Annotated in this window: 10 protein-coding genes; 6 read left to right on the top strand and 4 right to left on the bottom strand. The window is 74.9% G+C overall.

The features are described 5' to 3' along the window. Positions 1 to 94 precede the first annotated feature (94 nt). The gene (locus ACI784_RS16380) at positions 95 to 481 is read left to right on the top strand and encodes a VOC family protein (protein ID WP_456924081.1); all 387 of its coding nucleotides are present in this window, start codon (positions 95 to 97) and stop codon (positions 479 to 481) included. A 4-nt stretch (positions 482 to 485) separates the two neighbouring features. Here the strand turns inward: ACI784_RS16380 and ACI784_RS16375 are convergent, their stop codons facing one another. After that, positions 486 to 1,202, bottom strand: coding sequence for a maleylpyruvate isomerase family mycothiol-dependent enzyme (locus ACI784_RS16375; protein WP_457014161.1), 717 nt, complete (start codon positions 1,200 to 1,202; stop codon positions 486 to 488). An 84-nt stretch (positions 1,203 to 1,286) separates the two neighbouring features. Here ACI784_RS16375 and mshC point away from each other — a divergent pair, with 84 nt between their 5' ends. Continuing rightward, the gene (gene mshC / locus ACI784_RS16370) at positions 1,287 to 2,543 is read left to right on the top strand and encodes a cysteine--1-D-myo-inosityl 2-amino-2-deoxy-alpha-D-glucopyranoside ligase (protein WP_456924079.1); all 1,257 of its coding nucleotides are present in this window, start codon (positions 1,287 to 1,289) and stop codon (positions 2,541 to 2,543) included. Then, positions 2,543 to 3,574 carry an HD domain-containing protein gene (locus ACI784_RS16365; protein WP_457014160.1) on the top strand — a complete coding sequence of 344 codons (1,032 nt, stop codon included), beginning with the start codon at positions 2,543 to 2,545 and terminating at the stop codon, positions 3,572 to 3,574. The genes mshC and ACI784_RS16365 overlap by 1 nt, the downstream gene beginning before the upstream one ends. 363 nt (positions 3,575 to 3,937) lie before the next feature. Here ACI784_RS16365 and ACI784_RS16360 read toward each other — a convergent pair whose 3' ends face one another. Beyond that, entirely contained in the window at positions 3,938 to 4,798 is an 861-nt protein-coding gene (locus ACI784_RS16360; protein WP_456924077.1) for a PAC2 family protein, read from the bottom strand. A gap of 227 nt (positions 4,799 to 5,025) precedes the next feature. On the opposite strand from ACI784_RS16360, the gene metH reads away from it, so the two are divergent. Both metH and ACI784_RS16350 read left to right on the top strand, forming a co-directional pair. Beyond that, entirely contained in the window at positions 5,026 to 8,826 is a 3,801-nt protein-coding gene (metH, locus tag ACI784_RS16355; protein WP_457014159.1) for a methionine synthase, read from the top strand. 69 nt (positions 8,827 to 8,895) lie between these two features. After that, the gene (locus ACI784_RS16350) at positions 8,896 to 9,639 is read left to right on the top strand and encodes an HAD family hydrolase (RefSeq protein WP_456924075.1); all 744 of its coding nucleotides are present in this window, start codon (positions 8,896 to 8,898) and stop codon (positions 9,637 to 9,639) included. Here the strand turns inward: ACI784_RS16350 and ACI784_RS16345 are convergent. Both ACI784_RS16345 and ACI784_RS16340 read right to left on the bottom strand, forming a co-directional pair. Further along, entirely contained in the window at positions 9,636 to 10,823 is a 1,188-nt protein-coding gene (locus ACI784_RS16345) for an amidohydrolase family protein (protein ID WP_457014158.1), read from the bottom strand. The genes ACI784_RS16350 and ACI784_RS16345 overlap by 4 nt on opposite strands. Positions 10,824 to 11,011: 188 nt before the next feature. Beyond that, positions 11,012 to 11,956, bottom strand: coding sequence for a RecB family exonuclease (locus ACI784_RS16340; RefSeq protein WP_457014157.1), 945 nt, complete (start codon positions 11,954 to 11,956; stop codon positions 11,012 to 11,014). Positions 11,957 to 12,037: 81 nt separating this feature from the next. Here ACI784_RS16340 and ACI784_RS16335 point away from each other — a divergent pair, with 81 nt between their 5' ends. Further along, the gene (locus tag ACI784_RS16335; protein WP_457014156.1) at positions 12,038 to 12,925 is read left to right on the top strand and encodes a tRNA (adenine-N1)-methyltransferase; all 888 of its coding nucleotides are present in this window, start codon (positions 12,038 to 12,040) and stop codon (positions 12,923 to 12,925) included. Positions 12,926 to 12,983 lie beyond the last annotated feature (58 nt).

Raw genomic sequence — 12,983 nt, 5'->3', positions numbered from 1 at the left:
CCCCCCCCGCGCCGCGGCGGGCGCGCCCCCCCCCCCCCCCCCCCCCCCCCCCCCCCCCCCTATCTCGTCGGGGGCGTCGGCCACCATGGCGCCCATGCCCCACCGGAGCCGCCTGGCCATCCTGCTGCTCGACCTGCCGCCGGAGCACCACGCGGCCGGGCTGGCCTTCTGGTCGGCGGCCACCGGCCACCCGGCGACGCCGGACCCCTCCGACGACGACTGGCACTCCCTCGGCTCCTTCGCCGACGGGTTCCACCTGGAGGTGCAGCGCACCGGGGAGGGGACGCCGCCGCGGTGGCACGTCGACGTCGAGACCGACGACGTCCCGGCCGAGGTGGCTCGCCTGGAGGCCCTCGGCGCCCGCCGGCTGGCCGACATGGGCTCGTTCTGGCAGATGACCGACCCCGCGGGACTCGTGTTCTGCGTCGTCGGCGTCCAGACCGGTGAGGCGTTCGAGCGGTATGCCGTTCCCTGGCCGTGAGCGGCTACTCCAGCCGCACCAGGCCGATCATCGCGGCCGCCTGCAGCCCGTCGCCGTCCACGGTGAGCACCTCCAGCGGTACCCGCCGCCACACGGCCAGCAGCAGGTCCCCGGCGGTGCCGGTCAGCGCCGCGATCGGGAACGGCCGGGAGCCGGGGAACAGGGTGCGCTCGGCGTCGGCGTCCACCGCGTGGAAGACCACCGGGTGGGCGGTGTCCGGCGGCCCGTGCGGGAACACCGCCGGCACCATCACCTCCAGCCACTCGTCGAGCCCGTCGAGGCCGACGTCGGTGGGCACCGGCCGGACGTCGCCCAGCACCTGCTCGACGTCCACGGTGTGCACCACCGCCTCCATCGTCTGACGGCGCAGCACGAACCCGACGTCCTGCCGGGGCGCCCACGTCCACACCCGCTCCGCCGGGTCGGCGCCGGCCAGCACCGTCTCCAGCTCCGCGGACTGCGCCAGGCCGTAGCCGAGCAGCTCGTCGTCCGGGTGCCGCACCGGCTCGACGTACGTGCCCGGGTCCACCGCGCGGGTGCGCACCACCCACGCCCAGAAGTGCTGCACCTCGGCCAGGTGCCAGACGGCGTCGGCCAGGGTCCAGCCGGGACAGCCGGGCACCGGCGCCCGCCAGCCGTGCGCCAGGACCGCCTCGGCGGCGGCGTCGGCGAAGCGGGCGTTGGTCTTCTGCAGGACCGGCAGGTACTCGTCGGGCTCCACGGTGGCTCCTCCGGGACGGGGCGGCGTCCACCGTCAGGATGAGGGCCGACGGGCGCGGTCGGTAGGCGCATCTAGGCTCGGGGCGTGCTCGCCTGGCCTGCTCCGCTCCTGCCGACCCTCCCGGGCACCGGTCCCGCGCTCAAGCTCCACGACACCGCGCGCGGCGAGGTGGTCGCCACCAACCCCGCCGGCACCGCCCGCATGTACGTCTGCGGGATCACCCCGTACGACGCCACGCACCTGGGCCACGCCGCCACCTACCTGGCGTTCGACCTGGTCAACCGCGTGTGGCGGGACGCCGGCCACGCGGTCCACTACGTGCAGAACGTGACCGACATCGACGACCCCCTGCTCGAGCGCGCCGAGCGCGACGGGGAGGACTGGGTCGTGCTCGCGATGCGCGAGACGGCGCTGTTCCGGGAGGACATGACCGCCCTGCGGGTGCTCCCGCCCGACGACTACGTCGGCGCGGTCGAGTCGATCCCGCAGATCGTCGCCCACATCGAGGGCCTGCTCGACGAGGGGCTGGCCTACGTCCTCGACGACGGCACCGGCGACGTCTACCACGACGTGGCGCAGGCGCCCGGCTTCGGCGGGGAGTCCGGCTACGACGAGGCGACGATGCTGCGGTTCTTCGCCGAGCGCGGGGGAGACCCCGACCGCGCGGGCAAGCGCAACCGGCTGGACCCCATGCTGTGGCGCGGGCAGCGCCCCGGGGAGCCGTCCTGGGCCGGCCCCCGCGGGGTCGACGGGCGGCCGGGCTGGCACATCGAGTGCGCCACCATCGCGCTGGAGACCATCGGCATGGGCTTCGACGTCCAGGGCGGCGGCAGCGACCTGGTCTTCCCGCACCACGAGTACTCCGCCGTCCACGCCGAGGCGCTCACCGCCACCAAGCCCTTCGCGCGGGCCTACGTGCACGCGGCGATGATCGGCCTGGACGGCGAGAAGATGAGCAAGAGCCGCGGCAACCTGGTGTTCGTCTCCAAGCTGCGCGGCGAGGGCGTCGACCCGATGGCGATCCGCCTGGCGCTGCTGTCGGGGCACTACCGCACCGACCGGTTCTGGGCGCCGGAGCTCCTCGACAGCGCCCGCACCCGGCTGGGCACGTGGCGCCGCGCCGTCGCCCTGCCGGCCGGCGCACCGGCGGCGCCGGTGCTGCAGGGCCTGCGCGAGCGGCTCACCGACGACCTCGACAGCCCCGGCGCGATCGCCCTCGTCGACGCCTGGGCCGCGGCGACCCTGGCCGCCGGTCCGGACGACGAGCTCGAGGACGGCGCCCCGGGCGTGGTGGGCGACGCCGTGGACGCGCTGCTCGGTGTGGCGCTGGCCGACTGCTGATGGGTGCCTTCCGGCTGGTCGACCGGGCCGCCCGCGAGCGAGCGGAGGAGCAGGCCCTCGCCGCGGCGGCCACCCGCTCCACCGCGACCCGCGGCCGGGCGGTCGCCGAGCCGGAGGACGCCCTGCGCACCGCCTTCGAGCGCGACCGCGACCGCATCCTGCACGCCAAGGCCTTCCGCCGGCTCAAGCACAAGACGCAGGTCTTCCTCAACCCCGACGGCGACCACTTCGTCACCCGGCTGACCCACACGCTGCAGGTCACCCAGGTCGCCCGTTCCCTCGCGCGGGCTCTCGGGCTGAACGAGGCCCTGGCCGAGGCGATCGCGCTGGGCCACGACCTCGGCCACTCCCCGTTCGGCCACATCGGCGAGGACGCGCTGGAGCCCTACGTGCCCGGCGGCTGGCACCACGCCGCGCAGGGGGTGCGGATCGTCGAGGTGCTGGAGCGGCTCAACCTCACCTGGGATGTCCGCGACGGCATCCGTGCGCACAGCTGGAAGATCGACCCGCCGCCGGCCACCCGGGAGGCCGAGTGCGTCCGGTACGCCGACCGGATCGGCTACCTCTCCCACGACGCGCTGGACGCCGTCCGGGCCGGGGTGCTGCGGGTGGGTGACCTGCCGGCCCGGGCCCGCGCCGTCTTCGGCGACCCCGGCAGCGAGATGGTGGGCGCGATGATCGACGCGGTCATCGCCGGCTCGCTGGCCGACGGCGGGTCGGTGGTCATGGCCCCCGAGCCGCTCGAGGCGATGCACGAGCTGCGCACGTTCATGTTCCAGCGGGTCTACGCCTCGGAGACCGCCGCCGGGCAGAAGCACCTGGCCATCGCCGTCACCCGCCGGCTGGTCGACCACCACCTGGCCCACCCGCAGCTCATCCCGGCGTCCTACCGGGACACCGAGGCCGACCCGGTGACCCAGGTCGTGGACTACGTCTCCGGCATGACCGACCGGTTCGCGCTGGCCACCCACGACCGGCTCTTCGACGCCGACGCCACGTCGGCGATGCGCCCCCTGCTCCGCCTGCAGTAGCCGCCGCCCGGACGGTCGCCGGCGGGGATCCGCTGCCCGTCATACGACCGTTATCCCCAACACCGCCGCGCCGTCAGGCGCCGCCATCGGGCGCGTGAGGTGGGGGAGAGGCAGCGGCGGCGGGGCCCCCCTCGAGCGTGAGCTCGGTGCGCGTGAGCCCGGTCAGCGCGAGCCGGATCCGCGCGAGCCCGATCCGCGCGAGTGGGCAGTTGGGGCCGCCGGCACCGGCGTGTCCGCGCGTGTCGGCGACACCAACTGCCCACTCGACACCTGGAGCGTGCGAGGAACGGGGGGCGCCCTCGGCTCCGGCCCCGTCCCGGGTTCCCCCCGAGCGTGCGAGGCGCGGGGAGGACGGGGCCGAGGTCAGTTCGTGCCGCCCCGGCGGCGCAGGTAGCGCTCGAACTCGCGCGCGATGGTGTCGCCGTTGGCGTTGGACAGGTCGAACTCGGTGGCCCGCTCCTCCAGGGAGCGCACGTACTCGACGACCTCGGCGTCCTCGTTGGCCATCTCGTCGACGGTCTTCACCCAGTCGTCGGCCTGCTCGGGCAGGGCACCCAGCGGCACGGGGATCTCGAGGACCTCCTCCACGCGCTGCAGCAGCGCGACCGTGGCCCGCGGCGACGGCGGCTGGGAGACGTAGTGGGGGACGGCGGCCCAGAAGCTGATCGCCGGCAGCCCGGCCTGCACGCAGGCGTCCTGGAAGACGCCGAGGATGCCGGTGGGCCCCTCGTAGCGGGAGGTGTCCAGGCCGTGGCGCTCCGCCGACTCCGCGTCGTAGGCCGAGCCGGTCACCGGGGTGGGCCGGGTGTGCGGCGTGTCGGCCAGCAGGGCGCCCAGGCCGACGACGGAGCGGGCGTCGAGCTCGCGGCACAGCTCGATGAGCTCCTCGCAGAAGCCCCGCCAGCGCATGTTCGGCTCGATGCCCCGGATCAGGACGACGTCGCGCTCGGCGCCCGGGGGGCGGGCGACGGAGATGCGGGTGGTGGGCCACTCGATGCGGCGGCTGACCCCGCCGACGAGCGACACGGTGGGGCGGTTGACCTGGAAGTCGTAGTAGTCCTCGGGGTCGAGGGCGGCGAGCGGGGTGGCGTCCCAGATGAGTTCGAGGTGCTCCAGCGCCCCGGTGGCGGCGTCCCCGGCGTCGTTCCAGCCCTCGAAGGCGACGACCACGACGGGGTCGGTCAGCCGCGGCAGGTCCTCAGGAGTGGACTTCGGGTCGATCACCCTTCGAGCCTACGTCGGTCCGGGCGTGCGGCCGCTCCGACGGCGCCCTCGCGGGCGACGCGGGTCCCGCGACCGGGCGAGGGCGGATGGTGGCGGGAGGCCCCCGGGATGGGACGATGGAGCCCGCAGTTCGAGGACGACGAGGCACCGCCGCCGCGTCGGAGTTGCCAGAGCCCTGGCGCCGGACGCTCTCGTGACCGTGTTCGAACCACCTCCGAGGACAGCCCGTGCCCGAGTTCCCCGCACTCCGTCCCGATGCCACCACCGAGCTCACCGCGCTGCTGCGGCGGCGGATCCTCGTGCTCGACGGCGCGATGGGCACCGCGATCCAGCGCCGGCGGCCGGACGAGGCCGGGTACCGGGGGGAGCGGTTCGCCGACTGGCCGGTCGACGTCCAGGGCAACAACGACCTGCTCACCCTCACCGCCCCCGAGATCGTCGCCGGCATCCACCGCGAGTACCTCGAGGCCGGCGCGGACGTGATCGAGACCAACACGTTCAACGCGACGGCGATCTCGCTGGCCGACTACCGCATGGAGGAGCTCGCCTACGAGCTCAACGTCGCCGCCGCCCGGCTGGCCCGCCGCGAGTGCGACGCCATGACCGCACGGACGCCGGACCGGCCGCGCTACGTCGCCGGCGCGATCGGCCCGACCAGCCGCACCGCCTCGATCTCGCCCGACGTCAACGACCCCGGCGCCCGCAACGTCAGCTTCGACGAGCTGGCCGCGGCCTACCTCACCCAGGCCGACGGGCTGGTCGACGGCGGCGTGGACGTGCTGCTGGTCGAGACGGTCTTCGACACCCTCAACGCGAAGGCGGCGGTCTTCGCCCTGGAGACGCTGTTCGAGCAGCGCGGACGCCGTTGGCCGGTGATGGTCTCGGGCACCATCACCGACGCCTCCGGGCGGACGCTGTCCGGCCAGGTCACCGAGGCGTTCTGGAACTCCGTGCGGCACGTGCGCCCGCTGCTGGTCGGGCTCAACTGCGCCCTCGGCGCCGCCGAGATGCGGCCCTACGTCGCCGAGCTGGCGCGGATCGCCGACACCTTCGTCTCCTGCCACCCCAACGCCGGCCTGCCCAACGCCTTCGGCGAGTACGACGAGTCCCCCGAGGAGACCGCGGCGGTGCTCGGGGAGTTCGCCGGCAGCGGCTTCGTCAACCTGGTGGGCGGCTGCTGCGGGACGACGCCGGCGCACGTGGCCGCCGTCGCCGCGGCCGTGGCCGGCGTGGCGCCCCGGACGCCGCCGGCGGTCCGCCCGGCGCTGCGGCTGTCCGGCCTGGAGCCGCTCACCGTCGACGGGGACTCGCTGTTCGTCAACGTGGGGGAGCGGACCAACATCACCGGCTCGGCCCGGTTCCGCAACCTCATCCGGGCCGGTGACTTCCCGGCCGCCCTGGCCGTGGCCCGCCAGCAGGTGGAGGCCGGCGCGCAGGTCATCGACGTCAACATGGACGAGGGCATGATCGACGGCGTCGCCGCGATGGACCGCTTCCTCAAGCTGGTCGCCGCCGAGCCCGACATCTGCCGCGTGCCGGTGATGGTCGACTCCTCCAAGTGGGAGGTCATCGAGGCCGGCCTCAAGTGCGTGCAGGGCAAGTCGATCGTCAACTCCATCTCGCTGAAGTCCGGCGAGGAGGAGTTCGTGCGCCAGGCCCGGCTGTGCCGCAAGCACGGCGCGGCCGTCGTCGTCATGGCCTTCGACGAGCAGGGTCAGGCCGACGACCTCGAGCGCCGGAAGCAGATCTGCCGCCGGGCGTACACGATCCTCACCGAGCAGGTCGGCTTCCCGGCCGAGGACGTCATCTTCGACCCGAACGTGTTCGCCGTCGCCACCGGCATCGAGGAGCACGCGCGCTACGGGCTGGACTTCATCGAGGCCACCCGCTGGATCAAGGCGAACCTGCCCGGGGCGCTGGTCTCCGGCGGCGTCTCCAACGTCTCCTTCTCCTTCCGCGGCAACAACCGCGTCCGGGAGGCCATCCACGCGGTGTTCCTGTTCCACGCCGTCGCCGCGGGCATGGACATGGGCATCGTCAACGCCGGTGCCCTCGAGGTGTACGACGAGGTGCCGGCCGAGCTGCGGGAGCGCATCGAGGACGTCGTCCTCGCCCGCCGGGCCGATGCCACCGAGCGGCTGCTGGAGATCGCGGGGGACTACGCCGCCGACGGCGCGGTGAAGGAAGCCGCGACCGAGGAGTGGCGGGCGCTGCCGGCCGGGGAGCGGATCACCCACGCGCTGGTGAAGGGCATCGACGGGTTCGTCGAGGCCGACACCGAGGAGCTCCGCGCGGAGATCAGCGCCCGGGGCGGCCTGCCGATCGAGGTCATCGAGGGCCCGCTCATGGCCGGCATGAACGTCGTCGGCGACCTGTTCGGCGCCGGGAAGATGTTCCTGCCGCAGGTGGTGAAGTCCGCCCGGGTGATGAAGAAGGCCGTCGCCTACCTCATCCCCTTCATCGAGGCCGAGAAGCGCCCCGGGGACGTCGAGCGCAGCAACGGCAAGGTCGTCATGGCAACCGTCAAGGGCGACGTCCACGACATCGGCAAGAACATCGTCGGCGTCGTCCTGCAGTGCAACAACTACGATGTCGTCGACCTCGGCGTCATGGTGCCGGCGCAGACGGTGCTCGACACCGCCAAGCAGGAGGGCGCCGACGTCATCGGACTGTCCGGCCTGATCACCCCCTCGCTCGACGAGATGGTCACCCTCGCCACCGAGATGGAGCGGCAGGGCTTCGACATCCCGCTGCTGGTCGGCGGCGCCACCACCTCGCGGGCGCACACCGCGGTCAAGGTGGCGCCGGCCTACCACGGCCCGGTCATCTGGGTGAAGGACGCCTCCCGGTCGGTGCCGGTGGTCGCGGCCCTGCTGTCCGACGAGCAGCGCCCGGCGCTGCTGGCCGGGATCGAGGAGGAGTACGCCGGGCTGCGGGAGCGGCACGCGGCCCGGCAGGACACCCGCACGCTGCTGCCGCTGGCGGCCGCGCGCGCCGCGGCGCCGGCGCTGGACTGGAGCGGCTACACCCCGCCGCGGCCCCGCATGCTGCTGCAGCAGGCCCGCGACGTGTGCGCGGCGCCGGACTGCGAGCACTGGCACGGCGAGGCCACCCAGTTCGTGCGGACCTTCCCCGACCAGTCCCTGGACGAGCTGCGCCACTACATCGACTGGCAGCCGTTCTTCTCCGCCTGGGAGATGCGCGGCCGGTTCCCCGACATCCTGCACAACCCGGCGACCGGCGAGGCCGCCCGCCGGCTGTTCGAGGACGCCCAGGCGATGCTCGACCGGATCGTGGGGGAGCGGTGGCTGCGGGCGGCCGGCGTCGTCGGCCTGTTCCCGGCCAACCGGGTGGACGGCGAGGACATCGAGGTCTACACCGACGAGACCCGCACCGCCGTCCGGGCGACCCTCCACCAGCTGCGGCAGCAGACCGAGGGCCGCGACGGCGCGCCCCGCAAGTCCCTGGCCGACTTCGTCGCGCCGCGGGAGACCGGGCTGCCCGACTACGTGGGCGCCTTCGCCGTCACCGCCGGCCTCGGGGTGCCCGAGCGGGTGGCGGCGTTCAAGGCGGCCAACGACGACTACAGCGCGATCCTGCTCGAGTCGCTGGCCGACCGGCTGGCCGAGGCGTTCGCCGAGCGGCTGCACGAGCGGGTGCGCACCCAGCTGTGGGGCTACGCCCCCGACGAGCACCTGGACAGCGGGGAGCTGATCGCCGAGCGCTACCGCGGCATCCGGCCCGCCCCGGGCTACCCCGCCTGCCCCGAGCACACCGAGAAGCGCACCATCTGGGAGCTGCTCGACGTCGAGGCGGCCACCGGCATCCAGCTCACCGACAGCATGGCCATGTGGCCCGGTGCCGCGGTCAGCGGGCTGTACTTCTCCCACCCGCAGTCGCGCTACTTCAACCTCGGGCGGATCGGCCGCGACCAGGTCGAGGACTACGCGCGCCGCAAAGGCTGGACCCTCGCCGAGGCCGAGCGCTGGCTCTCACCCAACCTCGGCTACCGCACCGACGACGAGTGAGCGCGGCGTAGCCGATCTCACGGACGACGGGACGGCGGCCGGCTCCGGTGGGCGCCTACCGTGGACGTGATGGAGAGCCTGGGGAGCGACGCCGCGGCCGGGACGACGGCGGGGGCCTCCCTGCAGGCCGTGCTGTTCGACATGGACGGCACCCTCGTCGAGACCGAGCAGTACTGGGGCGAGGCGATGTTCGCCCTGGCCCGGCAGCTGGGCGGCCGCATGTCCGACGCGGCCCGGCAGCGGACCGTCGGCACCAGCATGCGGGTGGCGATGGACGTCCTCTACACCGACCTGGGCGTGGAGCGCAGCGAGGAGCAGTTCCTCGCCGACGCGCGGTGGATCGAGGACCGGGTGGCCGAGCTGCTCGGTGGGGAGATCCACTGGCGGCCCGGCGCGCGCGAGCTCATCGCGGAGCTGCGTCACGCCGCCGTCCCCACCGCGCTGGTGACCACCACCCCCCGCCGGCTGGCCGACGTCGTCCTGGAGGCCATCGGCCGGGCGTTCCCGGACGTGCCGCCGTTCGACGTCACCGTCTGCGGCGACGAGGTGCCCGCCCGCAAGCCCGATCCCGCGCCCTACCGGCAGGCCATGGCCGCGCTCGGCGTGACGCCGGACGGCTGCGTCGTGCTCGAGGACTCCCTCGCCGGGGTGACCGCGGGGCTGGCCGCCGGCGCCGCGGTGCTCGGCGTGCCCTCCCTGCAGCCGCTGGAGCCGGCCCCCGGCCTCGTGCTGCGCGAGACCCTGGCCGGCGTGCGGCCGGCCCACCTGGCCGACGTGCTGGCCGCCCGCGACGCCGACGGCGTCCGGGTCTAGCCGGCCCGGGCCAGCTCGCGGCCCCGGGAGACGACGAGCCGGGGACGCTGCAGCCCGGTGACGTCGCGGGTCACGTCCCCGTCGACGAGCAGCAGGTCGGCGTCCAGGCCCGGGGCCAGCCGGCCGGTCCGGTCCCCCAGCCCGCAGGCGCGCGCCGCCCGCCCGGTGGCCGCCGCCAGCGCCGCGGCCACCGGCATCCCGCACTCGTGCACCAGGTCGGCCACCGCCATCGGCACCAGCCCGTGCGCCTTGGCCGGGCCGATCCCGGCGTCGGTTCCCGCCAGCAGCGCGACCCCGGCCTGCCGCAGCCTCGCGACGTTCGCCAGCTGCGCCTCGTAGGTGGCACCGGCGGCCGCCATCCGCGCCTGGACGTGCGGCGCGGGCTGCATCCCGGGGGTCCGGCCGAGCGTCGGGCACACCGGGGTGCCCGACCACGCGAGGGCCGCCGCGAGCTCGGGCGGCGTCCGGACGCCGTCGCGGGTGACGCAGCTGCAGTGTTCGATGCCGTCGACCCCGGCGGCCAGACTGCGCTCCACGGCCACCAGCGCGTGGGCGTGCGCGGTGACCGGCAGCCCGTGCCGGTGGGCCTCGTCGACGACCACGCGCAGCTCCTCCTCGGTGAACTGGCCGGCGGCGACGTCGGTGCCCGGGGTGGTCAGACCCCCGCTGGCCATGATCTTGACGAGATCCGCGCCCCGCTCGGCACGGTCCCGGACCGCTGCGCGCAGCTGGTCGACCCCGGCCGCCTGGCCGCCCATCGACCAGCAGTGCCCGCCGGGTGAGGTGATCGGCGGCCCGGCGGCGACGACCGTGGGGCCGCCGTCCGGGCGCCGGGACCGGTCGAGGACGGCCCACCCGTGGTCGCCGAGGTCGCGGACGGCGGTGACCCCGGCGCGCAGGTGCTGCTGCCCGGCGGCGGTGATCGTGGCCGCGAGCTCCGCGGCGGAGAACTCGGGCAGCTGCTCCAGGGCCCGCGGACCGCTGTCGCCGCACAGGTGCACGTGCGTGTCGACCAGGCCGGGCAGCAGCGTGGTGCCCGGCAGTTCGGTGACCGGGCAGCCCGCCGGCGCAGGAGCCGCACCCGGCTCGACGCCGGCGATCGTGCCGTCCTCGACCAGCACGAGGGCTCCGCCGGCCAGTACCCGCTCGCCGTCGAAGGCCCGCTGTGCCCGGTAGCCCCGCACGGAGGTCACTGTCGACCCGGCGGACGGTCAGCGGAAGGGCCCCCGGCGGAAACCCCCGGCCGGCAGCTCTCACGACCCCCGACGGCCGCCTCGCAGGGCCCCGTTCCCGGCCCCGTCCGGGCCTCGCCCCGGGCTCGCGAGGGTTGAGGGGACGGGGCCCTCCCGCGGCGGGAGGCGAAGGGCCTCTGTCAGTCGCGCTCGACGACCGGCAGCTCGGTGCGCCAGCCGGCGGCGGCCGCGGCCTCCGCCGGGAACGGCGGGGGAGTGCCGCCGAAGGCCGGGCACAGCGCCTGGTGGTCGCACCAGTCGCACAGGCGGGTGCGGTTGGGCCGGAAGTCGCCGGTCGCCACCGCCCGCTCGATGGCCACCCAGATCGCCTGCAGCGTCCGCTCGAAGCGCACCAGCTCGCCCTCGTCGGGCGCGTAGGTCAGCGCGTCGCCGTTGCCCAGGTAGAGCAGCTTGAGCTGGCTGGCCACCACGCCGCGGGTGCGCCACAGCACCAGCGCGTAGAACTTCATCTGGAACAGGGCCTTGCCCTCGAACGCCTCGCGCGGCATCGACCCCGTCTTGTAGTCGACCACCCGCAGCGCCCCGTTTGGCGCGACGTCCAGCCGGTCGACGTAGCCGCGCAGCAGCAGGCCGTCGGGCAGGGTGACCTCGACCAGCTGCTCGCGGCCCTCCGGCTCGATGCGCGACGGGTCCTCCAGGGAGAAGTAGGCCTCCACCAGCCGCCCCGCGGAGGCCAGCCACGCCTCCAGCGACTGGCCGGCCGGGTCGTCGTCGGCCGCGCCGCCCTCGGCGAACAGCTCGGCGACCTCCGGGTCGGTGCGCAGCTCCTCCCACGCCGGGGCGACCAGCTCCTGCGCCGACTGCACCGTGCGCTGCCGGGCCGGCAGGTCGTAGAGCTTCTCCAGCACCGTGTGCACCAGCGTGCCGCGGAGGGCGGCCAGGCTCTTGCGCTCGGGCAGCCGGTCGATGGTGCGGAACCGGTAGAGCAGGGGACAGGTCTTGAAGTCCGCCGCCCGGCTCGGGGACAGCGACGGACGGCGCGGGGTCGCCGGCGCGTCGGCGGGTGCGCCCGGGGAAGAGGCAGCCGCCTCGGCGGGCTGCCCGGTCTGCACCATCGTGGTCATGTCCCGAGGCTAGGTCGGGCCGCCGACAGTTCCGAGTGCGCGCGCCGAGAGCCTCGCCACGGCTCCGTAGGCTGGCCGCCCGTGGACGACCAGCAGCAGACCCCCGACACCGCCGACGCGCCCGAGACCGAGCCTCGCACGCCGGTGCCCGGGGCGTTCGTCGCCGGCGACCGCGTGCAGCTCACCGACCCGAAGGGCCGGCTGCACACCGTCGTCCTCGAGGCCGGGAAGCTCTTCCACACCCACCGCGGGGCCATCGCCCACGACGACCTGATCGGCGCGCCGGAGGGCTCGGTCGTCCACTCCACCGCCAACACCGGCTACCTCGCGCTGCGCCCGCTGCTGGCCGACTTCGTGCTGTCCATGCCGCGCGGGGCGCAGGTCATCTACCCCAAGGACGCCGCCCAGATCGTCGGCTTCGGCGACGTGGGCCCGGGGATGCGGGTGCTGGAGGCCGGCGCCGGCTCCGGCGCGCTGACCTGCTCGCTGCTGCGCGCGGTGGGGGAGCGCGGCGCGGTCACCAGCTACGAGCGCCGCGAGGACTTCGCCGACGTCGCACGGGCCAACGTCGGCGCCTTCTTCGGGGAGGTGCCGGCCAACTGGTCCCTGCGCCTGGGCGACCTCGCCGAGCACCCCGCGGAGGAGACCGTCGACCGCGTCGTGCTGGACATGCTGGAGCCGTGGGCGGTGCTGCCCACCGTGGCCGCCGCGCTGCGCCCGGGCGGGGTGCTCGTGGGCTACGTCGCCACCGTCACCCAGCTGTCGACGTACGTGGAGGCGCTGCGGGCGCAGGGCGGGTGGACCGAGCCGTACTCCTGGGAGTCGCTGGTGCGCCCCTGGCACGCCGTGGGGCTGGCCGTGCGGCCCGAGCACCGCATGGTCGCCCACACCGCCTTCCTGGTCACCGCGCGGCGGCTCGCCGAGGGAGTGGTGGCCCCGACCCGCCAGCGACGCGCCCAGAAGCACTGACGGCGGGCGCTCGACCGGGGACGCAACGCAGTCGTAGCCGCGCCGTGACCGAGTGTCC

The sequence above is a fragment of the Geodermatophilus sp. SYSU D01186 genome, assembly GCF_054050215.1.
Note: the sequence above shows the minus strand (reverse complement) of the source record. Positions and strands in the feature narration are given on the sequence as shown.